Source organism: Streptomyces sp. NPDC001507 (assembly GCF_042894765.1).
GTDB lineage: Bacteria > Actinomycetota > Actinomycetes > Streptomycetales > Streptomycetaceae > Streptomyces.
Map to the genome: position 1 here is coordinate 623,845 of NZ_JBIAVV010000004.1, position 24,951 is coordinate 648,795.

Sequence of the window (24,951 nt, forward strand, 5' to 3'; positions counted from 1 at the left end):
GAGGGCCGGGGCGGCCTTTCCCATGGTCGTGGGTGGCCGTGGGCGGCGTCAGTCCGTGCAGCCAGGTACCAGGCCGGGCGAGCAGTTGGTCGGGATGTTGCGGGTGACGGTCGAGTCCGTCACCGAGATCAGCCTGTTGGTGAAGACCCCGCCGGGCGCCACCGTGGAGGCGTTGTTGCGGACGGTGCTGTGGTCGAGGGTGACCGTTCCGCCGTTGTTGTAGATGCCGCCGCCCTTGGATGCGCCGGGGCCGTTCGCGCTGTTGCGGAAGACATCGGTGTCTTTGAGACGGAGCCCGGCCATGTTGTAGATGCCGCCGCCCAGGCCCTCCACGCCGCCGACGACGTTGCCACTGACCTCGGACTTCGCCAGCCTGAGGTTCCCGTTGTTGTAGATCCCGCCGCCCCTGGTGCCCGTGTCGGTGTTGTTCGTGATCTTGCTGTCGACGATCTCCGTCACGTTGCTGCTGGCGACGAAGATGCCGCCGCCGCTCGCGGACCCGGCCGCGGTGTTGCGCCGGATCACACTCGAGCCGACGAAGATGCTGTCCCCGGACTGGTAGATCCCACCGCCGGAGTATTGGGCGTGGTTGCGGGCGAACTCGGAGTTCTCGACGGTCACGGTCCCCCTGGTGTAGAGGCCACCGCCGTTGTTCGCGTTGTTGAACGCCACATAGCTGCTTCTGATCTCGGCCGACCCGCCCGGCTCCACCGCGATGCCGCCACCGCCCCCGACGGCGGTGCTCTGCCCGGCGGTGTTGTCGACCACATCGACCTTCGACAGCCTGAGCGCGCCGCCGTTGACGCGGATGCCGGCGCCGTCCCCGGAGGTGAGATAGCCGCCGCGGACAGTGAGGTCCTGCAGACGCAGGTTGCCGTTCGAGGCGATGTCGAAGATCCGGAAGGCAGAGGGACTCGTCCCGTCCCGGAGGATCGTCGCACCATTGCCCCGGATCGTGAGGTCCTTGACGATGACCGGCAGAGCGGTGCTCAGGAGATAGGTACAGTCCCGGCGGAGATCAATGGTCTCGCCGTTCCGCGCGGTGGCGATGGCAAGGCTCAGCGCCGTCCCACTGCACGGCACCCGGTCCGGATCCGCCGCGGCCGCCCCTCCGCTCGTCAGCCCCGTGACGATCGCTGCCGCAACCGCGGCCACACTGCAGAGTCTGATGTATCGCATGACAGTCACATGCGACGTCCGGCCCCCGCAGCAACAATTACGATCATCAGATCACCCGGTCACCGGACGAGATTCCTCCGGTCGGAGGACCGCCGGGCGAAGAAGCGGGTCACGGATGCATCCGCGCCCCCTTCAGCACCTTGTCCACCGCGTTCCGCGGCCCGTACACCGAGAGCCCCACCAGGTCCAGCTCCGCCGTGGGTACGGCACGGACCGCCGCCCGGTTGTCGCGGTCGTTACCGGTCGCGAACAGGTCCGCGGTGAAGACGGCCCGGGGCAGGGCGCGGCCCAGCGCCCGTTCGTGCGCGGCCCTCAGGGTCTCCTTGCCGCCCTCGAAGACCAGTACCGGCTGCCGGAACATCGGCAGGTAGCCGACGCCGTCGGCGTCCTCGTACGGCTCCCCGACCACCTCGGGAAGCGTGGCGCCCAGGCCGCTGACCAGGAACGCGGTCACGTTCAGCCGCTGCCAGGGCTCCAGGTCGTCCCGCAGCAGCACGGCGATCTTCGTGTCGAAACGGACGGCGTCCGTACTGGGAGTGCTCATGCCCCGAGACTGCCGGACGTCTTTCATCCGGGTCTTGTACGTTCTTTGCATGGCCGCCCGGCAGTCCGACGCACAGGAAGTAACCGCCTGGCGCCCCAGTGTCCCGGGCGTCACCGAGGTCTTCCACGCCCGTTTCACCGAGTACGCGTACCCGATGCACGTCCACGACGCCTGGACGCTGCTCATCGTGGACGACGGCGCCGTGCGGTACGACCTCGAACGCCACGAGCACGGCACCCCGGCCGACACCGTGACCCTGCTGCCGCCGCACGTCCCGCACAACGGCTCCCCCGCCACCGCGGACGGCTTCCGCAAGCGTGTGGTCTACCTGGACGAGAGCGTCCTCGGGGAGGGCCTGATCGGGCCGGCCGTCGACGGCCCCGACCTGCGCGACCCCCTGCTGCGACGGCGGGTCGGCCAGCTGCACTCCGTGCTCGTCCGCCCCGGCGACGAGCTGGAGGCCGAGAGCCGGCTGACCCTCATCGGCGAGCGGCTGCGGGACCTGCTCCGCCCCCGGTCCGTGACCCCCGGCCCCGCTGACCCGGTCCTCGCCCGCACCCTGCGCGAACTCCTCGACGAGCGGGTCGCCGACGGGCTCGGCCTGGAGGAGGCGGCCCGGCTGCTGCACGCCCACCCCGCCCACCTGGTACGGGCGTTCAGCGGCGCGTACGGCATCGCCCCGCACCAGTACCTGACGTCGCGCCGGGTCGGCCGGGCCCGCAGGCTGCTGCTCGACGGCGTACCGCCCGGCGAGACGGCCACCGCCGCCGGCTTCTACGACCAGGCCCATCTCACCCGGCACTTCAAGCGGCTGGTCGGGGTGACGCCGGGGCGCTACCGGAGCAGCGCGCGCTGAGCCTCGTACAGGTTCCGCGGCCGTACCGCGTCCCAGGTGCCGTACAGCTCCAGGCGGGAGTGCAGGTCGCCGGCGAAGTCCGGTACGTCGATCTGGTCGAACTCGGTGACCTCGTTGAGGCCGACCGTCGCGGAGTACGGGGCCAGCCCGTCCAGGCGCATCAGGCCCGCGCGGCCGTTGGTCACTCGAACGTTCCAGTGGGTGAAGCGGGCGCCGAACAGCGGTCCCGCGTTGGCGTCGCCGCCGTGCCGGCCGTTGTTGTCCACGGTGATGTCGGTGCGGACGTTGGCGAACGGCAGGCCGCGGTGGGAGTCGAAGGTGCCCATCTGCATCTCGCCGCGCGACCAGACGTTGTGGGAGGAGAGCCCCTCGACGTTGATGCCGTGGAGTTGGGTGTCGGACGGGGCCGGGACCGTGCGTTCCTCGATGGTGAAGTCCTCGATCAGGTTGTCGTGCGAGCCCTCGCGGCAGAAGTAGGGGTGGTGCTCACCCCGGCCGCCGACCCGGGTGCGGCGCAGGGTGCAGGCGGAGGCGGCGACCAGGCCGAAGCCGTTGTCGACGTTGCGGACGGTGACGTCGTCCACCCAGCAGTCGTACGCGCACTGCAGGACGACCCCGTTGTAGCCCTTGTCGAGGAGGTGCGGGGACTGCGGGGTCTCCATGACGTCGAGGGTGAGGCCCTCGACGCCGGAGCCGGTCAGCTCCCGGACGTGGGTGGTGAACTGGGGGTTCCACTCCGGGCGGAGGTCCAGCGGCAGCGGGCGTTCCAGCGTCACCCGGCGGCCGCGCACCGCCGTGACCCGGACGGGCCACTCGTAGGGGACGTACGACAGCAGCTTGGTCTTGTCCTCCCAGTAGTACGACGCCGGTCCCGGGCCGCCGCCGGACATGTGCTGGAGGAGGGTGTGGGCGGTGTCGTCGGCGATCCGGAGCAGGACCAGGCGGCCGGGGCGGAGGCCGGAGGGGTCGGTGACGGTGACCGTCCGGTCGCCCTGACGGGCCGGTTCGACGGGGGTCAACTGCTCCCACTCGTCGCGCTTGTTGCCGGTCCAGCCCTCGAACGGCCAGGCCTGCGCCTTGATCGCGGCGACCAGGGAGTCCCAGCGGGGCTTCGGCGCCAGCCAGATGAGCCCGCCCGCCCAGGACCACGCCGACTTCGTGCCGCCGTAGCGCGAGCCGTAGGGGCCGATCAGCTCGGTGAGGTTCTTCGTCGCGTACAGGGTCGTACGGCCGCTGCCGGCGCCGCGCAGCACCACGTTGTCATGGCCGATGTGGATCAGGCCGTCGATGCGGAAGGTGCCGGGCGGGATGGTGACCGTGCCACCGCCGGCCCTGGCGGCAGCGGCGATGGCACGGTTGATCGCGGGGGCGCAGTCGGTGACGCCGTCGGCGACCGCGCCGTACGCGCGGACGTCGGCGACGACCGGGAGGCGCCGGATGCGGGCCGCTCCGGCCCGGCCGACGTAGGGGATCTGCGGGTGGGTGAAGGGGGTGCGCCGGAACTCCCGCCAGAGGGAGGGCACCTGGCCGTCGGAGGCACTGCCGTCGGAGGCGTGGGCCGTGCCGCCCGCCACGGCGGTCGCGGCCACCGCCGTGGCGCCGGCGAGCAGCAGGGTCCGTCTGGTCATACCGGCGGTCACGTCGTGGTGCGTGGTGCTCATGCCGTACGTCCTTCCCATGGCGGCTTTCATGGTTGTGAACGACGTTCATATGTGCGTCGGCGGTGAGCATGCCATGTCGGCCCGGTACCTCGAAAGAGTCGTGCAGGCCTCAATCAGGTAGGGACCTGCGGTCAGTCAGCGGGGCGTTCGATCAGGTGTGTGAACGCGTCGAGGTTCCGCGTGGACTCGCCCCGGGACACCCGCCACGCGTACTCCTTGCGGATCGCGGAGGCGAAGCCCAGCTCCAGGAGGGTGTTGAAGGCGCCGTCCGCGGCCTCCAGGACCTGGCCGAGGAGCCGGTCCAGGTCGGCGGCGGTGACGGAGGAGAGCGGGAGGCGGGCGGTGACGTAGACGTCGCCGAGGCGGTCGACGGCGTAACTCACGCCGTACAGCTTGAGGTTGCGCTCCAGGAGCCAGCGGTGGACGGCCGGTTCGTTCTCGTCCGGGTGCCGGATGACGAAGGCGTTCAGGGAGAGGGAGTGGCGGCCGACGATGAGGGAGACGGTCGTCCTCAGCTTGCGGGTGCCGGGGAGCTGCACGACGTAGGTGCCGGACTCGGGGCTCTCCCAGTCCAGTTCGGCGTCCTTCAGGACACCCTCGATGACCTGCCCGGCCTGCCGTTCCTGTGCGCCATCACCCATGGGCCGAGCGTACGCGACGGCGGTGGGACTGGGTCGCGCCCAGGTAGACCTCGGCGGTGGCGGCGGCCGCGGCGTCCCAGCCGAAGGACTGGGCGTGCCGGGCGGCGGCGCTGCCGAAACGGTCCGCCAGAGTGGCCTCGTCGGCGAAACGACGCAGCACGCGCGCGTAGTCGGCGGGATCGTGACCGCGCACCAGGAAGCCGGTCTCACCGTCCCGCACGGCCACCGGCAGGCCGCCGACCGAGGCGGCGAGGACGGGGGTGCCGGCCGCCTGGGCCTCTATCGCCACCAGGCCGAAGGACTCGCTGTAGGACGGCATGACCAGGACGGAGGCCGCCCGGAACCAGTCCGCGAGCTGCTCCTGGTCCACCGGCGGGCGGAACCTGACGACGTCCGCGATGCCGAGCCGCGCGGCCAGCTTCTGCAGCCCCTCCGGCTTGGCCAGGCCGCTGCCGCTGGGGCCGCCGACGATCGGTACGACGATCCGGGAGCGGAGCTCGGGGCGCTCCTCGAGGAGGACGGCGACGGCGCGGAGCAGCACGTCGGGGGCCTTGAGGGGCTGGATGCGGCCCGCGAAGAGCGGGACCAGGGCGTCCTGCGGAAGGTCCAGGCGGGCGCGGGCCGCCGCGCGGCCGTCGGCGGGGCAGAAGCGGTCGAGGTTCACGCCGGGGTGGACGACGGCGACCTTGCCGGGGTCGGCGCTGTAGTGGCGTACGAGTTCGTCGGCCTCTTCGGAGGTGTTCGCGATGAGGCGGTCCGCCGCGGCCACGATCTGGGTCTCGCCGATGACGCGGGCGGCGGGCTCGGGGGTGTCGCCGTCGGCCAGGTTGGCGTTCTTGACCTTGGCCATGGTGTGCATCGCGTGCACCAGGGGGACGCCCCAGCGCTGGGCGGCGAGCCAGCCGACGTGCCCGGAGAGCCAGTAGTGCGAGTGGACGAGGTCGTAGTGGCCGGGGCGGTGGCCGGCCCAGGCCTGCATGACGCCGTGCGTGAAGGCGCACAGCTGGGCCGGGAGGTCCTCCTTGGCGAGGCCCTCGTAGGGGCCGGCGTCGATGTGCCGGACGAGGACGCCGGGGGCGAGTTCTACGGTGGGCGGGAGGCCGCCGGAGGTGGCCCGGGTGAAGATCTCGACGTCGATGTCGATCGCGGCGAGGCGCTGCGCGAGCTCGACGATGTAGACGTTCATGCCGCCGGCGTCTCCGGTGCCGGGCTGGTGGAGCGGTGAGGTGTGCACGGAGAGCATGGCGACGCGGCGCGGCCGGCGGGCCCGGCGGAGCCGGGAGGCAGCCGACGGGGAGCGGCGCCCGAGCCTGCTGACGTACTGGCTCACGTGGCGGTCCTCTCTCGGGCGGGCATGCCGGTGGGAGGCATCGAGTGCCCTCCAACGGGGTGCAACACGGAGGGGAGGATTCCCATTCCGGGGGTGGTTGATTTTGCCGACACATTGCCTGATGTCGCTCAACCGTTCGAGGGTGGGACGCGTGGGGGCGGTGCTTGTGGGGTCGGGCGCGGGGGGGGTGGGGGCTGGGCGCGCAGTTCCCCGCGCCCCTTCGGGGCGCTTTACTCTCGTAGGCATGAACACCCGCGCCGCCTCCCGACCCGTGGGGAACGTGACGCGCGGGACCACGAACCCCAACCGGCTGCGTCGCATGGACCGGTGGATCGCAGCCACGCACGGTGGCGTGTTGCGCCGTGCGGCCGACCCGGTTGCCGTCGATCTCGGTTACGGTGCCGCGCCCTGGACCGCCGTCGAACTGCTCGGGCGGCTGCGTACCGTCGCGCCACGCGCGCGTGTCGTCGGGGTCGAGATCGAGCCGGCGCGGGTCGCCGCGGCCCGGCCGTACGAGCGCGAGGGGCTCGCCTTCCGGCACGGCGGCTTCGAGATCCCGGTCGCCGCGCGGCCGTTGCTCATCCGTGCGGCCAACGTGCTGCGGCAGTACGACGAGGGCGAGGTCGCCGAGGTGTGGCGGCGGCTGTGCGGGCGGCTGGCGCCGGACGGGCTGCTGGTCGAGGGAACCTGTGACGAGATCGGGCGGCGGCACGTGTGGGTCGCGCTCGGGGCCGAGGGGCCGCGGACGGTGACCTTCGCGACCCGGCTCGGCTCCCTGGAACGCCCGTCCGACCTCGCCGAACGGCTGCCGAAGGCGCTCATCCACCGCAACGTGCCGGGCGAGCCTGTGCACGTGTTCCTGCGGGACTTCGACCGCGCGTGGGCGGCGGCCGCGCCCTACGCCTCGTACGGCGCCCGGCAGCGGTGGATCCGGGCGGTGCGGGACCTGACGGCCGACTGGCCGGTGACGGACTCGGCGGCGCGCTGGCGGCAGGGCGAAGTGACTCTGACGTGGGAGGCGTTGGCACCCAGGGCCTGATGGGGCGAGCTGGGAACGATCTCGGTGAGTCGTACGTCACAAAGGCGGGGAGATCGTCATGCTCGGGGGGAAACCGGGGAGGAACCCACGTGCCGTTACCTCTGTCGCTTTGCGGCACGCCGTGGCACGATCCCCCACGTGCCATAAGTTACTGACGGTTAATCAGTTTTTCGGAGGGGGTCGGGCCATGGGACCGGACAAGCACACCGTCCGGCCGGGCGGGCGCGGGATCCTGGCGACGGCGGTGACCGTGGTCTGCGCGGTGACGGTGCTCGCGGCACCCGGCACGGCGTTCGCGGCCCCCGGACCGACACCCTCCCCCGGCGCCTCGGCCTCCCCCGGCGCCTCGGCCTCCGCCGGCGGCTCCACTTCCGCCTCCGTGACCGTCCCGCCGGACAAGGACCTGGAGGCCGTCCAGGCGAAGCTCGACAAGCTCTACCACGACGCGGCCGTCGCCACCGACGCGTACAACGCCGCCGAGGAGGCGGCCCACAAGCAGTCCGCCGAGATCGTCGGCCTTGCCAAGAAGATCGTCAAGGGGCAGCAGAAGCTCGACGAGCTGAAGGAGCGGGCGGGCCGGGCGGCCGCCGCCCAGTACCGCACCGGCGGACTGCCGGACTCCGCCAAGCTGATGCTGAGCGACAACCCCTCCGAGTTCCTGGACGGGGCCGGGCGGGTCCTCCAGGGCGAGCGGGCCACCAAGGCCCTGATCAGGGAAGTGACCCAGACCCAGCAGGACTTGAAGCAGTACGTGGCGGACGCGGCCGACCAGTGGAACAGACTGGAGGCCGGCCGCAAGGAGAAGGCCGCCGCCAAGAAGAAGATCACGCAGCGGATCGCCGCCGCCGAGAAGCTCGAGTCGACGCTGGAGAAGAAGCAGAAGGAGCGCCTCGCCGAACTGGAGCGGGAATCCGCGTACAAGGCACAGACGGCCTGGCTGGACACCGGGATACTCGACGAGATCCACAGCAAGGCGTCCGCGGCGGGCAGGAAGGCGGTCGCGTTCGCCACCGCCCAGCTCGGCAAGCCCTACGTGTGGGGCGCCGAGGGCCCGGACTCCTACGACTGCTCCGGGTTGACCTCACAGGCCTGGGCGAGCGCCGGGAAACCGATCCCGCGCACCTCCGAGGAGCAGTGGAAGCAGCTCAGGCACATCGACGTGAAGGACATGCGCCCCGGCGACCTGATCATCTACTTCGGCGACGCCAGCCACGTCGCGATGTACATCGGGGACGGCGCGATCATCCAGGCCCCGCGCCCGGGGAGGACGGTGTCGATCGGCGGCGCGGGGTCGATGCCGATCCTCGGGGTGGTACGACCGGACGCCTGAGCACCAGCCGGGCGGTTTAGGTGTGATGTCCCTTTCGTGAGCTGCATCATGTGACGCGCCGCACCGCAACACCCGCTCAAACTCAGGCGGCACGTGACCTTCGTCATCCCTGCCCGGCGGCCCTCTTGTCCAACTGCGGTACGGCACGCGGCATATGACGCTGGCCTGAGACAGGGCGACGCGGCTCACACCATTCCGTTGCGGTGGCCAGTACCGCTATGGTCCCCGTCGGGTGGGTCGAGGTCCCTCGCCCCGCCATGCCCTCGGGGGGAGGGAAGGAACCCAACACGATGCCCGTACCCGTACCGCGGCAGAGAGCGATCCCGGCCGTGGAGAGTGGTCAGGCGCCGGCCGCCGCGCCCGCACAGGGCGGCGGCCCCCTCAAGGAAGAGGCCAACCGCACGGAAGCCGCCACCCCGAACAGCGGCGGCACCACTCTCACCCTGCTGCTGATCGAGGACGATCCGGCCGGTTCGCCGGTCCTGCCCGAGTTGCAGGACGCGTCCGGCACCTCGATCCGCGTCCGCACCGCCCGCAACCTCACCGAGGCCGAGCGGCTGCTGACCGACGACGTCCACTGCATCCTGCTGGACCTGGCGCTGCCCGCGCCGGGCGGCAAGGAGACGGAGGGCGAGCTCGCCGTGCTCAAGCACGTCCTGGAGCTCGCGCCCCGGCACGCCGTGCTGGCCCTCACCGCCTCCGGTGACGCCGAGCGCGGCACCGAGGCCGTACGCGTCGGCGCGCAGGACTACCTCTTCCGGGACGAACTGGACGGGCGGCTGCTGAGCCGCGCCATCCGGTACGCCGTCGAGCGCAAGCGTTCGCTCACGACCGAGCGCAAGCTCGCGGAGGGGCGGCTGCGCGCCCAGGAGAACCGCCGCCTGGAGCGGGGCCTGCTGCCGACCCCGCTGCTGGACGGCTCCTCACTGCGCTTCGCGGCCCGGTACCGGCCCGGCCGCTCCCGTGCGCTGCTCGGCGGCGACTTCTACGACACCGTGCGCACGCCCGACGGGACCGTGCACGCGATGATCGGTGACGTGTGCGGGCACGGCCCGGACGAGGCCGCGCTCGGCGTGGAGCTGCGGATCGCCTGGCGGGCGCTGACCCTGGCGGGGCTGTGCGGCGACGAGCTGCTGTCCACGCTGCAGGAGGTCCTTGAGCACGAGCGCTCCGACGAGGAGATCTTCGCGACGCTCTGCACCGTCGACATAGCGCCGGACGGGCGCCGGGCCGGGCTGTGCCTGGCCGGGCATCCGGCGCCGCTGGTCGCCCGGCCGGGCCGGCCGGCCGAGCTGCTGCCGTACGAGAACAACGGCCCGGCGCTGGGGCTGCTGAAGGGTGCGCGGTGGCCGCGGATGCAGGTGGAGCTGGGCGCCGAGTGGAGCCTGATGCTCTACACCGACGGTTTGATCGAGGGCCGGGTGGGCTCGGGCGGGGAGCGGCTGGGGCAGGACGGGATGGTCGAGATGGTCCGCCGTCAGCTGGCCTCCGGCCTGACCGGGGAGGCGTTGCTGCGGGCGGCGGTGAACGAGGTGCGGCAGCTCAATGGGGGCGAGCTGACGGATGACGTGGCCGTCGTTCTTCTGGATCGGGGCGTTTGAGAGCGGCTGGTCGCCGTAGGGGCTTCTGCCGTCAGCCGGGTGCGGGTGATTCGTGGCTGGTCGCGCAGTTCCCCGCGCCCCCTACGGGGCGCCTAGCGGCCGCCGTTGTACGGGCCGTACGGGCCGTCGCTGCTGCTGCCGCCGCGGCGGCCCCGCCAGCCGCCGCCACCGCCGGAGACCTGCTTGACCGCGGGGCGGACGTCGACGAGGTAGACGATGCTCGCCACCACGCCCGCGATCGGGAGGATGGAGAGGATCGAGAAGAGGTAGCTGACGACCAGGGCGATGGCCAGGATGATCAGCCAGAACATCTTGTTCTGCTTGTCGGCCGCGCGGAAGGCGTCCTCGCGCCGGAACACGGCGTCGACCAGCCCGAACGCCGCCAGGGCCATCAGGACGATCTTCAGAAGTCCCAGGAACCCTGCGAACCCCAGCATCAGCATGCCGTCACCACCCGCTCTCTCCCGATCCCTACGCGGCCACCGTACCCGTAGAACGGACCGGGCACCCCCAAGGTGCCCGGTCCGTACGTTCCGCTGACGCGTGCGCCGGTTACTTGGCCGGCGGGGTGGTCTTCCTGACCGGGGTGGCCTTGCGCGGGGCCGGGGTCTTCTTGGCGGCCGGGGCCTTCTTCGCCGCGGCCGGCTTGGCCTCGGCGGCCCTGGGCTCGTCCGCCTTCTTCTCGCCCTCCTTGACCGTGCCCGTCTCGGGCTTGCCCTCGACGGCGATGGCCAGGTCCTCGATCTCTTCGGCGGCCTCGCCGCGCCAGGTCTTCACGGCCTGCTCGCCGTGCTCGGCGACCTTCTCGTAGGTCTCACGGGCCTTGACGGCGTACTCGGCGGCCACGCCGACCTGGCGCAGCGCGAAGTCCTGGGCGGACTCACCGAGCTTCTTGAGGTCGCCGTCGAGGGAGACGATGAAGTCGTTGACCTTGGACTGGAGGCTGGCCTGCGCCTCCTTGGCCTTGACGCCGGCCTCCTTGGCGCGGGCGGCGGCCTTCTCCTGGACGGCCTTCGGGTCGGCCTTGCGGACCGCCTCGATGCGGGCCGGGGCCTCGGCGCGCAGCTGCTCGACCAGGGCGGGGACCTTCTTGGCCTGCTGGAGGGCCAGGTCGGCGGTGCCGGCGGCGAAGTAGAGCGGAGTCGGGTCGCTGAGGGTCTTGCGCAGGTCGTCGGTGATGGCCATGGTGATGGTCCTCCCGTATTAAAGTTCGGCTGAGGGTTGTGTGGTCCGCGGCGTGGCGGCCGGCGCGCTTGGCCGGCTCATCCGGCCGTCCGCCGCGGACCGGTCTCTCTGTCTTCGGTGTCGCTGCCGTCGGTGTCGCTGCCGACGTCGCTGTCGGCGTCGTCGTCCTCGGCGACTGCCAGGGTGCCCGTTACGCCCGTCCGCTCCTCGCCCGACACGAAGCCGTTCTCTTTCCTGAACGACTCGTAGATCTGCAGCAGCACCTGCTTCTGCCGCTCGTCGAGGGTGGGGTCGGCGAGGATGACCGCACGGGTCTCCACCTCGTTCAGATCCCGCTCGGCGTCGAGGATTCCGGCGCGGACGTACAGCGTCTCGGCGGAGATCCGCAGGGCCTTGGCGACCTGCTGGAGCACCTCCGCGCTCGGCTTGCGCAGCCCGCGCTCGATCTGGCTCAGGTACGGATTGGACACCCCGGCGGCGTCGGCGAGCTGCCTGAGCGACAGCTGCGCGTTGCGCCGCTGTTCACGCAGATACTCACCGAGATTGCCGACGTTCAGCGATGCCATACCTCCACCCTGCCCCACCCTCGCTAACAATTGCAAGCACCTGCTTGCAAAAGTGTGCCGCGCCATACCCGGATGGGTGCTCTGCCGGCCCGGCCGGTTTGTTCAACCTCCTGCCCCGGTGATCTCGCCGCCCTATGGTGTGCCGATGGGTGCAGACCAAATCGACCGGCCGGCCGATCTCGACGTGGTCCGGGAGTCCTACGACCGGGTGGCCGACAACTACGCCGAGATGGTGGCGACGACGGGAATGGGCGACATCCGCCGCCATCCCTGGCTCAAGGCGTCGATCGACGCCTTCGCCGACAGCGTGCGCGGACTCGGACCGGTCCTCGACGTCGGCTGCGGACCCGGAACGGTCACCGCCTACCTCGCCGAACGCGGACTCGACGTGTCCGGCGTCGACCTCTCGGCCCGCATGATCGAGAACGCCCGCCGCCTCTATCCGCACTGCCGCTTCAGCGTCTCCTCCGCCACCGACCTCCGCCTCGAAGAGGCCTCCCTCGGCGGCGTGCTCGGGTGGTGGTCGCTCTTCAACCTCCCGCGCGCCGTCCTCCCGCAGGTCCTCGCCCTGTTCGCGCGCGCCCTGAAGCCGGGCGGACACCTCATCACCGCAACGCACGTCGGCGACGAGGACGCGGTGCGCACGGAGGCCTACGGGGGTGTGCCCGTCCGCTGGACGACGCACAAATGGCGGCCGGAACGGTTCGTCGCCCTGATCGAGCAGGCCGGACTACGCCCCGTCGCCGAACTCCGCCTCCCGCCAGACGAGTTCAGCGGCCCGGGCCTGGTCGTCATGGCCGAGCGCCCCGCCTGAGGACGAGGCGCCGGAGACGGCACAGGGGGTGCCGGGACTGACGAAGGCCTGCCCGAAGGCGACTCGTCCGTTCAGGCCCCCGCCCCGGGGACGGACGCACTCGTCAGACGCTCCGGACGAAGGTGCCCGCGCCTTCGGGTGCGGTGACTTCGTCCGCGGGTGCCGTGGCGTCGGTGACGAGGGTGTGCAGGACGTCTCCCCCGGCACGGAGCGCGGGTTCCTTCCGTCGCCCGGGTCGTACAACGGCTGCCGGTGCGTGGGGGTTGTCGCGCAGTTCCACGCGCCCCTGAAGGGGCGCGCCGACGGCGCCGCCCCTCAAAACGGCAACGGTCTCGCGTGGACCACGTCCAGGCGGGACACCGCCCTGGTCAGCACGACGTACAGCCTGTGCAGGCCGCGTTCCTCCCCCTCCGCCACCGCCGCCGGTTCCACGGCCACCACGTGGTCGTACTCCAGGCCCTTGACGACGCTCGCCGGGACCACGGCCACCCGCGCGCCCAGCTCGTCCGGGCCCGCAGGTTCGATGCCGGCGGCGGTCAGCGCCTCGCGTACGGCGGTCACCTGCGCGTCCGCCGCCACGACCCCCACCGACCCCGCGTGGGACAGGGCCTCCCGCACCGCGGTGACCGTCGTCGCGGGCACGTCCCGGGTCGGACGGATCGTCACCTCGCCGTCGCCGCGGTAGGACCTGGCCGGGGGCACGTCCGTGCCGAGGTGCCGCAGCAGCCGGTTGGTCAGGTCCACGACCGCTGCCGGAACCCGGAAGCCGGTGGTGAGCGGGACCACGGCCGCCTCCGGCTTGCCCAGGTGGCCCAGGACGGAGTCCCAGCTCCGCGCCGACCAGGGGGTGGTGGCCTGGGCCAGGTCGCCGAGGACGGTGAGGGAGCCGAAGACGGCCCGTCGGGCGATCGCCCTGCACTCCATGGGGGACAGGTCCTGGGCCTCGTCGACGACGATGTGGCCGTAGCCCTCGGGGTGTTCGACGAGCCCCGCGAGCTCGTCGAGGAGGACCAGGTCGGCGGCCGACCAGCGGGCGGACCTGTGCGAGCGCGGCGGCCGGGTCCAGAGCAGGTCCCGCTGTTCACCGGGGGTGAGGAGCCCCTCGGCGGCCGTCGCCAGTGCCGCGCCGTCCGTGAGGAGTCCGGCCAGCACCTCCTCCGGGCGCACCTTCGGCCAGACGGTGTCGAGGCAGGCGCTCATCGCACGGGAGCGTTCGAGCCGCCGCGTCCAGGCGCCGGGCTGCGGGCCCGCCCGCCGTTCGGCCTGGAGCTGTACGGCCCGCATCGCCCGGCCGCGGACGCGTTCCCGTCCGACGGCGTACGGCGGTTCCTCCTCCCGTACGCCCTCGACGATCCTCGCCAGCACGGCCGCGGAGACCCGCCAGGTGTACGTGCCGTCGGAGAGCGAGAGCGGGGTGACGGCGTCGGTGCGGACGTGGGCGTACAGCGCGCGGCGCAGGACCTCGGCCATCCGCGGGTCGTGCTTGAGCGCGGCGGTGCGGCGGGGGTCGGTGCCGGTGACCGGGTGGCGGCCGATCTCCTCCGGCAGGGTCCGCTGCCGTACGCCGGTCTCACCCAGGGCCGGGAGGACCTCGGAGATGTAGGAGAGGAAGGTGCGGTTGGGGCCGAGGATCAGGAGGCCGGAGCGGCGGATGCGCTGCGGGTGGGTGTAGAGGAGGTAGGCGGCGCGGTGCAGGCCGACGGCGGTCTTGCCGGTGCCCGGGGCACCCTGGACGCAGACGGAGTCGGCGAGGCCGGCCCGGACCAGGTCGTCCTGGTCGGGCTGGATGGTGGCGGCGATGTCGCGCATCGGGCCGACGCGGGGCCGTTCGATCTCCCGGGTGAGGATGGCGCTCCCGCTGCTCCCGCCCCCGCCCGCACCCCCGGGCTCGCCGCTGCTCAGGTGCTCGTCCTCCAGGCCCGTGAGGTCGGCGGAGTCGCCGCGGCTGCCGGGCGCCCAGCCGAACCGCCGCCGTACGGCCACGCCCTGCGGGTCGTCGGGGCCGGCCTGGTAGAAGGCGCGGGAGACGGGGGCGCGCCAGTCGACGACGAGGGGCGGGGCGGTCGGCTCCTCGCTGATCCGCAGCCGGCCGATGCGGTAGCTCTGCCCGGCGTGCTCCCCCGCCCCGAAGTCCAGCTTGCCGAAGAACAGCGGGCCCTCGGGCAGCTCGCGCATCTCCTTGGCCCGGCTGCGCAGCCGGTACCCGAGCACTTCGGCGTCGGCACCGGACGCGGAGACGTCCTCGCCGGTGACGACGTGCTCGACGGCGCCTTCGACCATGCGGGCGAGGGCGGCTCGGCAGGCGTCGTGGTAGGCGCGTTCGCGGTCGAGTTCCTGCTGCATGGGGGACAGCGTAAACGAGAAACCGTTACCCGGTTACATTTTTTACCTGTACTCAGCCGCGTCTCGGCCGTCGTCCGCCAGGGCCCGCTCCAGCCGTCCGAACGCCCGCTCCGCCGCCCGCACCGCGTCCGCCCGCACGTCCTCGACCCGCTCCCCCGCCGCGATCCGCCGCCAGTTGTCCTGCGCGAGGATCCGCTGTACGGCGATGATCTGGCCGGCGGCGAGCCTGGCCTCCAGGGTGCCGCCGAGGGCCTCGGCGAGCGCGGCCTCCGACCGCTCCAGGTAGGCGTACTGCCGGGCGACCAGGGTGGGGGTGCTGTTGAGCAGGGTGTGGAAGGCGAGCACCTGGGGGTGGTCGTTGAGCCCGGTGATCGGGTCGTTGCGCCCCAGCCCGTCGAGGAAGTGCGCCCGCAGCACGCCGACCGGCGACCCGGCCCCCGCGACCAGCCGCGCCGCCTCCGTCTCGTGGTCCGCGATCCGGTGCAGGACCAGGTCCTCCTTGGTCGGGAAGTACCGGAACAGCGTCGGCTTGGAGATCCCGGCCGCGGCGGCCACCTCGGCGACCGACACCGCGTCGAACCCCTTCGCCAGGAACAGCCGCACGGCGATGTCCGACACGTCCTCGTACATCCGCCGCTTCTTCCGCTCACGCAGGCCCATGTCACCCATGGGGCCGAGCGTAGGCACCTGGTTGGGGCGGAGTCACATGGCCTCGGTCGGGAAGCGCAGTCCGGTCGCCGGCCGATAGCGCAATCCCGGCATCCGGAGCAGCCAGGCCGGCGCGAGCGTGAGCAGCGCACGCCTCGGGGGTTTCAGCGGAACGCAGGCTGCGGACCAACCACCGACAGGGCCGCACGCGGTCACTCGGCGAGCAGCTTCCATCGGGAGTCGAACCACGCCTGGTGACTGGAGACCATCAGGGAGTTCTGGGAGTCCGGGTCATCGTCCTTGACGAAGTGGATGATCGATGCCCCGATGCCCTTCGCGTCGATCGCTTCGACGGGTTCCCCTCCGGCGGAGAGCTTGCGCTCGATCACCTCGTAGGGCGAGAGCACCAGTTGAGCGCCGTTGATGAGGTACACCTTGTGCCCCGGGGTGGCGGACATATGACGGACCGTCATCTCGACGGACGACACCGACCCAGCGGCCTCCACGTCGAGGAGAGCCTGCTCGATCAACCCTATGTGCATCCGGGCGAGCCGCAGCCACCGCTGCGCGACGGCAGCCTGGTGGTCCGGCTCCTTGGCCGCGGGATACAGCAGTCCGACGTTCTCGGCGGGGAGCAGCACACGAAGCCTGATGCGGTTCAGCTGCGGACGCTCTCCCTTGCCGGCTTCCCCGAGAATCCGATCGCACTGGTTCCTGATCGGGGTGACCAGTGACTCCGCCGTGAGGGAGTAGACGTCCAGCAGGACCTCTGTCTGCCGGAAGGCCGCGTCCATCAGGGAATCCACAGACACTGCCCGGCCACTGGGCGACCCGCTGCTCGGGGTCATGACCACCCGCGTACCACTGCCCCGGTGGGACTCGACCCAACCTTCCTGCCCCATGGCCTTCAGTACCCGCTGCACCGTGTCACGAGACACACCGAGGTCGTCAGCCAAGTCGCGCTGCGACGGCAGCTGAGAGCCGACCACCAAGACGCCCTCGTACATCTGGTCCATCACCCAGTCCCGCACCTTGAGGGCCGCGCCACCTTCACCGCCTTGTTCCTCACTCACACCGCGACCCTACCCCTTTCGGGCCAGAATCGATCCTTCCGGTCCGACAGTTCAGACCAACCGGCGAAGTGGTTAATAGATCAGTCCAATCGGGAAGATAGACGTCAGGCAACCCAGCCAATTGGCAGGACGATCGAAGGATATGCGGCAAGTGAAGGAGGGGGCGACCGTGTCCGCTTCCGCAAGCCTGCACCACTCAGCTCTTGAGCACTGTCAGCACCTCCTCCATGGAGGACACCAGGCATCCCACATCGACTCCGGCTTCGAGCAGCGCCTTCTGCTTCCGCTCGTTGCGGACGTAACCGACGAACTCCACACCGGCACTGCGCGCGGCCCCGTAATCCGACGGGGCATCACCGATCATCAGCGCGTCGGACGGGTCCGCCCGGAGATCGGCCAGCGCCCGTTCGAGGCAGTCGGGGTGCGGCTTCAGCCGGTTCAGGTCCTTGGTACGACCGTAGACGTGCGGCTCGAAGCAGCCCGCCAGTCCTCGTCCGGCCAGGTACTTCCGCGCTGCCTCCGGGGAGTTGTTGGTCGTCACCGCAAGCTTGACGCCCTTCTTCGCCCAGGTGCGCACGACCGGGTCCGCGAACGCGGTGGGCATCGCCGAGGAGGCCGCACGCAGTTCCTCCTCAGTGAGCCGTTTCTCCAGCTCCATGACCAGGTCGCCGCTCGGGTCCCGGCGTTCGACCGCACGCAGGACGTCCCAGGGATCGGTGGCCAGCTGCTCCTCACCGGTCAGCAGACCGCCCAGTCCTCTCTCCTCCAGCCAGCGGACGAGCTCCTGACTCACCCGGTCCGCCGCATGCCCCGCGAACAGGCGGCAGATCGGACCGTCGAAGTCGAAGAGCACAAAACGAGCACGCGTAATCAGGTCAACGAGGTTATTCGTGTACGAAGTCACCGCTCCAGTCTGCTCCAAGTGGCGTGGTTGTCGGTCACGCCAGGCCAGTTGGACCGTATTTACCGGCGGACTGGCCGGGTGAAAGAGAGGGTACGCATGGTGACGCAGGGAGTGACGTCATGTCCATAGAGTCCGTGTCCGCCTTCCTCACCACCCTGATCGTCGTCACGTCCGACCAGTTCACCGCGTGGAGATACGGCGTCGTCGGCCTCGTCGCGCTCGCCCTGCTCGCGATCGGCCTGAAGGCCGACAAGCCGGCATGCAGCGCCGTGGGCGCCACCATGCTCGCCCTCCTGGTCACCCGGCCCGCCACATGGTGACCGGGCTCTGATCCAAGAACGCCATTTCCGAAGGGGGACCCTCACATGCACCGCATACCGCTCGCCGCCGTCCTGATCGCCGCCCTCGCCATCGGGTTCGAGCAGCTTGTCCAGTCGAGGTTCGGCGCGATGGGGATCATCGCGTTCGTCCTGCTCTCCGTCGGCGTGAAGGCCAAGAGTGCCACGCTCAGCGGCCTGGGCGCCGTGATCCTCGTGATGCTGCTCGCCCCGTCGAGCTGACAGACCGGCCGACCGGGCTCCCATCCGGAGGGGAGCCGGGAGCCCGGTCGGTCACCCGAGGCCCTGCCGCCGGCAGTCGCGGAGGACTGATCCGGCTTCCCCGAGGGGGAGGTTCGCGCGGTGGTGCACCCGGCTCCCCTGACACCCCGGCCAATACCGCCAGGAACTAGTGCCTGAGAATCCCCAGTAGGGGCTCCAGAGAGCCGACGACGTGTGCCGCGCCGGCCTCGTACAGGGGCTTGGCCTTCCGCTCGTTGCGCGCGTAGCCGAGGAAGGAGACGCCGGCCCTCGCAGCCGCCCCCAGGTCCGAGGGGGAGTCGCCGATCATCAGAGCCGTGGCAGGGGCGGCGCCCATCGCGTCGAGGGCGCGGTTGAGGCAGTGCAGATCAGGCTTCAGTCGGTGCAGGTCCTGGGTACGGCCGTAGATGTGCGGCGCGAAGCACGGGGTGAGACCTCGGTCGTCCAGATAGGCACGGGCCGTCCGGGGGGAGTTGTTGGCGGTGACCGCCATCCGAGCGCCGCGCGCCCGCCAGGTCTGAATGAGGATGTCCGCGAACGCCGTGGGCATCGCCGTCGACGAGGCCCGCAGCTCCTCCCTGGTGAGACGTTCCTCCAACTCCGCGACCAGGTCACTGCCGGGGTGCCGCTTGTCCACGGCGCGCAGCAGCACCTGCGGGTCCAGGGAGTCGCGTTCGGTGTCCGTGACCACGCCGCGCAGACCCCGGCTTGCAAGCCACTCCACCAGGTCCTCGGCGATCCGTTCCGCCGGGCGGCGCGCGAACAGACGGCAGATCGGGCCGTCGAAGTCCCAGAGGACCACGCGGGCGCTCCTGATCAGTTCCGTGACCTCTTCGGTCGTTCTCTCGCTCTTGGCTGCCGCCAGTTCGGTCTGCGCCGTATCGGAAGTCACTAGAAGAGTGTCAGGTCTGTGGTGATGGTTTCCCAGAGGGCGTTGAACCACTTCTGCGATTGCTCCACGAACGCCGCGTCCCGTTGGCCGGTTCGCTTCTCGAAGGAGAAGAGGAGGGACTCCGAGCCGACGGCGTCGTACATGTCGAGCAGACCGTCCTCGGTCTGCTCCTCGCGGCGGGTGACCGTGTAGTACGCGAACAGCGCCTCGGCCTCGTTGAGCAGGTACAGCTTGATCGGCGGGGTGAACGGCAGGGCCCGGAAGGTGACGTTCACGTCGATCTTGTGGGTGGAGCGCAGGCCCTGGAGGTTGTACTGGAGGACCTGGCCCTGGGCGTTGCGCATGCCGAGCCAGCGGTTGTGGACCGTGTCGTCGTCGCCGTCGACGGCCGTAGGGAAGGCGAGGGGGATGTCCCGGCTGGGGAGCAGGACGCGGACGTCGATGCGCTCGGGGCGGATCCGGCCCTCGTGGATCAGACGCAGGGGCTCGGCGAGTGCCGGCAGCAGGCTCTGGGCGGTCAGGCAGGCGGCGTCGATACGGACGTGGGCGGCCGCGAACGCCTCCGTCATGCGGGGGCCGAGGCCGACCATCGTCGGCTGGGGCTCGTCCAGCGCCGGGGGCCGCAGCGCGGCGATACGCGGCGGGCTGCCCTTGGTGACGTTGGTGAGGAGACCGTCGTCCTGCAGCACCCGCACGGCCTGGCGCACGGTCCCCCGCTCCACGCCGAACTCCTCCGCCAGCTCGGCCTGGGTGGGCAGGCGGTCGCCCACCCTGAGGTCGCCCGAGCGGATGCGTTTCCGCAGGTTCTCGGCAATCTCGTGAGCTGTGCTGCCGGCGTTCACTGCCGCGTTCTCCTGGGTCACAGCCAGACGCTTCCAACTTTCCATGAAGTTCATGATGGTGGTTCGCATCCGGTGACGGGTAGGCATTGACTCATGAGAGCTAGTCGCCAACTTTGCCCAATTGGTGGAAGGTGGCGAGCTACGACGTGAGTTGCAGGTCCGAACTGATCGTTTCCCACAGAGCGTTGAACCACAGCATGGACTGGCTTACGAACCCGGCGTCCCGCAAGCCTGCGCCCTTTTCGAAGACGAAGAGCATCGAGCGCGTCCCCTCGGTGTCGTACGTCTGCAGGTGCTCGTGGTCGATCTCCCGCTCGTGGCGCCCCAGCGTGTAGTACGCGAAGAGCGCCTCCGACCCGTTGAGCACGTACAGCTTCACCGGCGGGGTGAACGGCAGGGCCCGGAAGGTGACGTGCACGTCGATGCCGTGCGTGGCGCGCAGCGCCAGCAGGTTGTGCCGGAGCACCAGGCTCTGCGCGTTGCGCTGGACCAGCCAGCGGTCGTGCACCGCGTCCTCGGCCGAGGCGTCCACTGCCGTCGGGAACGCGAGATCGATGTTCCGGCTCGGCAGCAGCACCCGGACGTCGATCTTGGCCGGTTCCCGCCTCCCCGCGTGGATGAGCCGCAGCGGCCCGCCGAGCGCGAGGTTGAGCGACACCGAGGTCAGACAGAGCGCGTCGATCTCCACGTGCGATGCGGCAAAGGCCGCCTCTATGCGGGGGGTGAGGGCCACCATGGTCGGTTGCGGCGGCGCCTCCGGGCCCACCGCGGACCATACCGGGCCCTGACCCCGGGCCACCGTCGCCGGAGCACCCTTCGATACGTTGGTGAGCAGGTGCTCCGACTGCAGAATGCGCAGTGCCTGCCGTACGGCCCCCCGCTCAACCCCGAACTCATCGGCCAGTTTGGCCTGGGTGGGCATGCGCTGGCCCGGCCGCAGCACCCCGGACCTGATCCGGGTGCGCAGCTCATCAGCCACCTCGTGATGGGACGCCTGGGGCCGCTGTGGCCTCTTCCGCCCATTGACGGAGGCGTTTTCCGGGTCCACGGACAAACAGTACAACTTCGCGCCAACTTTGGGCAGGCCACGGAAAGATGGTCGCACCTGGCTTCCAAGTCCCTCCCAATCCAACTAAGTTGGCAACCAATCATCTGAATATGACTGAAGTTGCCTGTGACAGGACGAGTTCCCCTCCGGAGGGGAGCCGGGAACCCGGTCATCCAGGGCGGCCGTCGAGGCGCACGGCCAGCTGATAGCAGGTCCGATCAGCCACAATGGAACACGACAACTGAACACCGACAACCGAACACAGGAAGACCCGCACAGTCACAACTTCAGAGCTCGCTACGGATGAGCAGCACAGCACAGCCACAACTGAACAAGGTGATTCATGCAGGCACCGGGCGGAAGGAGACCCCTCTCAGAAGATGTCCGGGCACCAAGGACGCCCGGACGCGCGCAACAGGGCGTCGGCCTCCCGGGCGGCGCCCACTCGCTCTTCCTGGACCCGTCCGAGGGCGTGCAACCGCGCCACGGACTGGTCACCGAGCCAGACGCTCGCCAGCTCGGCGATGTCGAGGGCGACGTCGGGGGTGTCGGTGGTCGGGGTGCAGGACGCCCCATCGGGGGAGGCGTCCAGCCGGAACCGGCCGCCGGCCAGCCCCTGCCGGTCCGCCACCTCCAGGACCAGCGTCCCCGCCCTGTCGTACGTCCGCGCCTCCAGGGCCCGTACGACGTCCAGGATCCGCACCCACAGCCAGTCCGCCTGGTTGGTGACCCGCGCGGCCCGCGGGTCGGGCAGGTAGTGCGGCAGCAGGTCGTCCGGCGACCGCCAGCCGCTCTTCACCCGCGTGATCCAGTCGATCGAGCACAGGTAGTGCCACAGCGCCCGCTCCGCCGCCGGAGTCGTGCCGAGCAGCCAGTGCACATCGGCGGTGTTGTACGGCTGCTTGCCCTGCCAGTTGGCGTCCGACGCGTACGCCGCGATGCCCTCCACCTCGCCGGCCGCCGAGCGGTACACCGCGAAGTAGGGCTCCTTCCACTCGCTCTCGAAACGGACGGCGCCGGTGTGCAACTGCCACCACAACTCGCTGCGGCTGACCGCGCCCGGGGTGCTGCGGCGGACCCGTTCGTGCAGGTCGGGGCCGAGCTTGCGGATGTCCTCGCCGTCGACGAGGTCGATCCGGCCGCCGTCCTCGGGGCGCGACCAGCGCGGGTCCAGGCCGGCCCGCGGGACCTCGACCGTCCACTCCGTCAGCGTGGTCGCCGGGCCGAAGCCGTAGCGGCCGTAGATCCGGTACTCGGCGGCGAGCAGGGTGGCCACCACGTCTCCGCGCTCCTTCGCCGCGGCCAGGTCCTGGCTCATCATGCGGGTGAGCAGGCCGCGGCGGCGGTGCGTGGCGGTGACCGTGACGTTCGAGATGGCGTCGGCGGGCAGGATCGCGCCGCCGACCGCGGTCAGCTCCTGCTCGAAGGAGCGGAACGTCGCGACGCAGCGGGGGCCGTCGAAGGCGCCCAGAAGTCTGCCCGGCACGAACTGCCTGCGGCGGGCCTCGAGTTGTTCCGCCGGGATGGTGGGGCTCTGGAGGAAGCCGGTGGACAGGGCACGGTGCCAGTCGGCGAGCTCGGGTTCGGTTATGGGGCGGACTTCGACGGCGTCAGTCATGACAGCACGGTAGGTGCTGGGTGGGGGTGGTGCCGATCGAATTTCGGCTGGGGAGAAGACCGAAGGAAGGACCGACGACAGGGGCGCTTCGCCTCAGGTCAGCAGGTCGTCGACCTGAGCTTCGCCCTCCCGGTACCTGCGGGTGATCTCGCCGCTCGAATCGTCGGCCGTCCGCTGCAGCCGCTGCCTTCGTCGGGACACCTCCTGCTCGTAGCGGACCAGGCGGCCCATCGCCGTGTTCAGTTCGGTGTCCGTGCGGGCCTCCAGATCGGAGAGTTCGACCTCGGCCAGCATGTCGGCCGCCAGCCTGCCGTACTCCTCGTTGTGCGGCGTGCCCAGCGTGACGTGGCGGGCCGAGGAACGGTGGCGGGCCGGGGCGTCCGTGAGGATCTCCGGGAGCCGGTCCACGACGGCGGCGGCGCCCGCCGGGGACCGGCGGGCCAGTTCCGCGCGCAGGATGTCGATACGGCCCTGGAGCAGCCGTCGGACATAGCTGAGGTCGGCCTCGTCGCGCTGCGCGTCCCGGCGCAGGACACGCAGCTCTGGCAGGCTCAGGCGGGCCAGGTCGTGCTCCGGCGGCTCCGCCGGCAGCGGGATGTCCTCGCCACGCTGTGCGGGCGGCCTGGGCAGGCTCTGCACGCTCTGCGTGCCCTGCGTCTTCAGTCGCCCGGTGCTCGGTGTGCTCATACGTCTCAACCGTCCCCTCGACCGGCGTGTGGAAGCATGGTGCCACCCCAAGTGGCCGCAATGTGACCGAGTGCCCCCGAACGGCCCTAGTTGGGACGTTAAGGATCAATAATGGGCCCCTGTGGGGGGCATGTGGGCACCGGGCATGATGGTGCGCATGCGAGCGGTGGTACAGCGGGTGGACGGCGCGAGCGTCGTCGTGGACGGCGAGACGGTGGGCGCGATCGAGGGCGAGGGCCTGTGCGTGCTCGTCGGGGTGACCCATGACGACACCAAGGAGAAGGCGGCCCAACTCGCCAGGAAGCTCTGGTCGATCCGCATGCTGGCGGACGAGCGGTCGTGCAGCGACGTCGACGCGCCGCTGCTCGTGATCAGTCAGTTCACCCTGTACGGCGACGCCCGCAAGGGGCGCCGGCCGACCTGGAACGCGGCGGCTCCCGGCGCGGTGGCGGAGCCGCTGGTGGACGAGGTGGTCGCACAGCTGCGGTCGCTGGGGGCGACCGTGGCGACCGGGCGGTTCGGGGCACAGATGCGGGTGTCGCTGACGAACGACGGCCCGTTCACCGTCCTGCTGGAGATGTGATTCCGGGGCGCGGCTACGGCTCGACGATCACTTCCTGGGCCGCGGCCGTCTCCCCCGCCACCAGGCGGGCGTCCGCCGGGACGTTGCGCTTGACCAACGCCAGGGCCACCGGGCCCAGTTCGAAGTGGCGCACCGACGTCGTCACGACGCCGATCTTCCGGCCGTCCTCGCCCTCGTCGGCCACCCGGATCTCGGTGCCGTGCGGCGGCAGGTGCACCTCGCTGCCGTCCAGGTGGAGGAAGACCAGGCGGCGCGGCGGCTTGCCGAGGTTCTGCACCCGGGCCACGGTTTCCTGGCCGCGGTAGCAGCCCTTCTGGAGGTGGACCGCGGTGCCGATCCAGCCCAGCTCGTGCGGAATGGTCCGGTGGTCGGTCTCGAAGCCGAGCCGGGGCCGGTGGTGCTCGACGCGCAGCGCCTCGTAGGCGAGCAGCCCGGCGGCCGGGCCCGCCTTCTCGGCGTACGCCTCCAGGTCGGCCCGGGGCAGGAAGAGATCACGGCCGTACGCCGTCTCGCGGACGACGGCGCCCTCCGGGGCCTCGGCGATCGAGCCGGCGGGCAGGTGGACGACCGCGAAGTCGGCGGTGCGGTCGGTGACCTCCACCCGGTAGAAGAACTTCATCGACTCCAGGTAGGCGATCAGCTCCTCCTGGGTGCCCGGCTCGACGTGGGCCCAGACGGTCGTACCGTCGTCGACCAGGTACAGCGCGTGCTCGATGTGGCCGTGCGCGGAGAGGATCAGCGCCTCGGTGGCCTCGCCGGCCGGCAGCTCGCTGACGTGCTGGGTGAGGAGCAGGTGCAGCCAGGCGAGACGGTCCTCGCCGGTGACGGTGACTACCCCCCGGTGGGAGAGGTCGACGAAACCGGCGCCGTCGGCGAGGGCGCGCTGCTCGCGGAACAGGTCGCCGTAGTGCGCGGCGACGCCTTCGTCCACGCCCTCACCGGGGACGGCGCCGGGCAGAGACAGCAGGGGGCTCTTCATATGCGTAAGC

26 protein-coding genes are annotated in these 24,951 nt (G+C 70.9%); 8 read left to right on the plus strand and 18 right to left on the minus strand.

Annotated elements, in window-relative coordinates:
- Positions 1-48: 48 nt before the first annotated feature.
- Both ACFY0K_RS16655 and ACFY0K_RS16660 read right to left on the minus strand, forming a co-directional pair.
- A complete protein-coding gene (locus tag ACFY0K_RS16655; protein WP_390640439.1) occupies positions 49-1,155 on the minus strand; it encodes a hypothetical protein in 1,107 nt (368 codons plus the stop codon).
- A gap of 133 nt (positions 1,156-1,288) precedes the next feature.
- Positions 1,289-1,774, minus strand: coding sequence for a DUF2000 family protein (locus tag ACFY0K_RS16660; protein ID WP_390640440.1), 486 nt, complete (start codon positions 1,772-1,774; stop codon positions 1,289-1,291).
- Here ACFY0K_RS16660 and ACFY0K_RS16665 point away from each other — a divergent pair.
- A complete protein-coding gene (locus ACFY0K_RS16665) occupies positions 1,773-2,579 on the plus strand; it encodes a helix-turn-helix domain-containing protein (RefSeq protein WP_390640441.1) in 807 nt (268 codons plus the stop codon). The genes ACFY0K_RS16660 and ACFY0K_RS16665 overlap by 2 nt on opposite strands.
- Here ACFY0K_RS16665 and ACFY0K_RS16670 read toward each other — a convergent pair.
- From ACFY0K_RS16670 to mshA, 3 genes are all read right to left on the minus strand, one after another.
- Positions 2,558-4,240 (minus strand): glycosyl hydrolase family 28-related protein, encoded by a 1,683-nt coding sequence (locus ACFY0K_RS16670; protein ID WP_390640442.1) that lies wholly within the window; start codon positions 4,238-4,240, stop codon positions 2,558-2,560. The two genes, ACFY0K_RS16665 and ACFY0K_RS16670, sit on opposite strands and share 22 nt — an antisense overlap.
- A gap of 131 nt (positions 4,241-4,371) precedes the next feature.
- Positions 4,372-4,881 carry a YbjN domain-containing protein gene (locus tag ACFY0K_RS16675; RefSeq protein WP_351956921.1) on the minus strand — a complete coding sequence of 170 codons (510 nt, stop codon included), beginning with the start codon at positions 4,879-4,881 and terminating at the stop codon, positions 4,372-4,374.
- Complete coding sequence (gene mshA / locus ACFY0K_RS16680; RefSeq protein WP_390640443.1) at positions 4,874-6,211, minus strand: D-inositol-3-phosphate glycosyltransferase; 1,338 nt, start codon at positions 6,209-6,211, stop codon at positions 4,874-4,876. Before mshA ends, ACFY0K_RS16675 begins: the two co-directional genes overlap by 8 nt.
- 244 nt (positions 6,212-6,455) lie before the next feature.
- Here mshA and ACFY0K_RS16685 point away from each other — a divergent pair, with 244 nt between their 5' ends.
- The 3 genes from ACFY0K_RS16685 to ACFY0K_RS16695 all read left to right on the plus strand — a co-directional run bounded on the left by ACFY0K_RS16685 (position 6,456) and on the right by ACFY0K_RS16695 (position 10,181).
- Positions 6,456-7,250, plus strand: coding sequence for a class I SAM-dependent methyltransferase (locus tag ACFY0K_RS16685; protein WP_390640444.1), 795 nt, complete (start codon positions 6,456-6,458; stop codon positions 7,248-7,250).
- A 187-nt stretch (positions 7,251-7,437) separates the two neighbouring features.
- The gene (locus ACFY0K_RS16690; RefSeq protein ID WP_390640445.1) at positions 7,438-8,580 is read left to right on the plus strand and encodes an NlpC/P60 family protein; all 1,143 of its coding nucleotides are present in this window, start codon (positions 7,438-7,440) and stop codon (positions 8,578-8,580) included.
- A 290-nt stretch (positions 8,581-8,870) separates the two neighbouring features.
- Positions 8,871-10,181: a PP2C family protein-serine/threonine phosphatase gene (locus ACFY0K_RS16695; RefSeq protein ID WP_390640446.1), complete on the plus strand. Its 1,311-nt coding sequence runs from the start codon at positions 8,871-8,873 to the stop codon at positions 10,179-10,181.
- A 92-nt stretch (positions 10,182-10,273) separates the two neighbouring features.
- On the opposite strand, the gene ACFY0K_RS16700 is transcribed toward ACFY0K_RS16695, so the two are convergent.
- From ACFY0K_RS16700 to ACFY0K_RS16710, 3 genes are all read right to left on the minus strand, one after another.
- Positions 10,274-10,624, minus strand: a complete 351-nt coding sequence (locus ACFY0K_RS16700) for a DUF2516 family protein (protein ID WP_351498124.1) — start codon at positions 10,622-10,624, stop codon at positions 10,274-10,276.
- 109 nt (positions 10,625-10,733) lie between these two features.
- Complete coding sequence (locus ACFY0K_RS16705; RefSeq protein ID WP_351961506.1) at positions 10,734-11,366, minus strand: hypothetical protein; 633 nt, start codon at positions 11,364-11,366, stop codon at positions 10,734-10,736.
- A 77-nt stretch (positions 11,367-11,443) separates the two neighbouring features.
- On the minus strand, positions 11,444-11,932 hold the full coding sequence (locus ACFY0K_RS16710; RefSeq protein WP_390640447.1) for a helix-turn-helix domain-containing protein: 489 nt from the start codon (positions 11,930-11,932) through the stop codon (positions 11,444-11,446).
- A 145-nt stretch (positions 11,933-12,077) separates the two neighbouring features.
- On the opposite strand from ACFY0K_RS16710, the gene ACFY0K_RS16715 reads away from it, so the two are divergent.
- Positions 12,078-12,746, plus strand: coding sequence for a class I SAM-dependent methyltransferase (locus ACFY0K_RS16715; RefSeq protein WP_390640448.1), 669 nt, complete (start codon positions 12,078-12,080; stop codon positions 12,744-12,746).
- Positions 12,747-13,061: 315 nt separating this feature from the next.
- Here ACFY0K_RS16715 and ACFY0K_RS16720 read toward each other — a convergent pair whose 3' ends face one another.
- From ACFY0K_RS16720 to ACFY0K_RS16735, 4 genes are all read right to left on the minus strand, one after another.
- Positions 13,062-15,089 (minus strand): HelD family protein, encoded by a 2,028-nt coding sequence (locus tag ACFY0K_RS16720; protein ID WP_390640449.1) that lies wholly within the window; start codon positions 15,087-15,089, stop codon positions 13,062-13,064.
- A 42-nt stretch (positions 15,090-15,131) separates the two neighbouring features.
- On the minus strand, positions 15,132-15,758 hold the full coding sequence (locus tag ACFY0K_RS16725) for a TetR family transcriptional regulator (RefSeq protein WP_390640450.1): 627 nt from the start codon (positions 15,756-15,758) through the stop codon (positions 15,132-15,134).
- A gap of 191 nt (positions 15,759-15,949) precedes the next feature.
- Positions 15,950-16,810 (minus strand): GntR family transcriptional regulator, encoded by an 861-nt coding sequence (locus tag ACFY0K_RS16730; protein WP_390640451.1) that lies wholly within the window; start codon positions 16,808-16,810, stop codon positions 15,950-15,952.
- A gap of 196 nt (positions 16,811-17,006) precedes the next feature.
- Positions 17,007-17,663 carry an HAD family hydrolase gene (locus ACFY0K_RS16735; protein ID WP_390640452.1) on the minus strand — a complete coding sequence of 219 codons (657 nt, stop codon included), beginning with the start codon at positions 17,661-17,663 and terminating at the stop codon, positions 17,007-17,009.
- A 170-nt stretch (positions 17,664-17,833) separates the two neighbouring features.
- Here ACFY0K_RS16735 and ACFY0K_RS16740 point away from each other — a divergent pair, with 170 nt between their 5' ends.
- Positions 17,834-18,034 carry a hypothetical protein gene (locus ACFY0K_RS16740; RefSeq protein WP_390640453.1) on the plus strand — a complete coding sequence of 67 codons (201 nt, stop codon included), beginning with the start codon at positions 17,834-17,836 and terminating at the stop codon, positions 18,032-18,034.
- A 54-nt stretch (positions 18,035-18,088) separates the two neighbouring features.
- Positions 18,089-18,274 (plus strand): hypothetical protein, encoded by a 186-nt coding sequence (locus tag ACFY0K_RS16745; RefSeq protein ID WP_390640536.1) that lies wholly within the window; start codon positions 18,089-18,091, stop codon positions 18,272-18,274.
- Positions 18,275-18,440: 166 nt separating this feature from the next.
- Here ACFY0K_RS16745 and ACFY0K_RS16750 read toward each other — a convergent pair whose 3' ends face one another.
- The 5 genes from ACFY0K_RS16750 to ACFY0K_RS16770 all read right to left on the minus strand — a co-directional run bounded on the left by ACFY0K_RS16750 (position 18,441) and on the right by ACFY0K_RS16770 (position 23,379).
- Positions 18,441-19,184: an HAD family hydrolase gene (locus ACFY0K_RS16750; protein ID WP_390640454.1), complete on the minus strand. Its 744-nt coding sequence runs from the start codon at positions 19,182-19,184 to the stop codon at positions 18,441-18,443.
- The gene (locus tag ACFY0K_RS16755) at positions 19,184-20,071 is read right to left on the minus strand and encodes a FadR/GntR family transcriptional regulator (protein WP_390640455.1); all 888 of its coding nucleotides are present in this window, start codon (positions 20,069-20,071) and stop codon (positions 19,184-19,186) included. Before ACFY0K_RS16755 ends, ACFY0K_RS16750 begins: the two co-directional genes overlap by 1 nt.
- Before the next feature lie 94 nt (positions 20,072-20,165).
- Positions 20,166-21,080: a winged helix-turn-helix domain-containing protein gene (locus ACFY0K_RS16760; protein WP_390640456.1), complete on the minus strand. Its 915-nt coding sequence runs from the start codon at positions 21,078-21,080 to the stop codon at positions 20,166-20,168.
- Positions 21,081-21,447: 367 nt separating this feature from the next.
- Entirely contained in the window at positions 21,448-22,692 is a 1,245-nt protein-coding gene (locus ACFY0K_RS16765) for a GNAT family N-acetyltransferase (RefSeq protein ID WP_390640457.1), read from the minus strand.
- Between the two features lie 93 nt (positions 22,693-22,785).
- Positions 22,786-23,379, minus strand: coding sequence for an aerial mycelium formation protein (locus tag ACFY0K_RS16770; protein WP_352360860.1), 594 nt, complete (start codon positions 23,377-23,379; stop codon positions 22,786-22,788).
- A 157-nt stretch (positions 23,380-23,536) separates the two neighbouring features.
- Here ACFY0K_RS16770 and dtd point away from each other — a divergent pair, with 157 nt between their 5' ends.
- The gene (gene dtd / locus ACFY0K_RS16775) at positions 23,537-23,962 is read left to right on the plus strand and encodes a D-aminoacyl-tRNA deacylase (RefSeq protein WP_351961524.1); all 426 of its coding nucleotides are present in this window, start codon (positions 23,537-23,539) and stop codon (positions 23,960-23,962) included.
- Positions 23,963-23,975: 13 nt separating this feature from the next.
- On the opposite strand, the gene ACFY0K_RS16780 is transcribed toward dtd, so the two are convergent.
- On the minus strand, positions 23,976-24,941 hold the full coding sequence (locus ACFY0K_RS16780) for a YgfZ/GcvT domain-containing protein (RefSeq protein ID WP_390640458.1): 966 nt from the start codon (positions 24,939-24,941) through the stop codon (positions 23,976-23,978).
- Positions 24,942-24,951 lie beyond the last annotated feature (10 nt).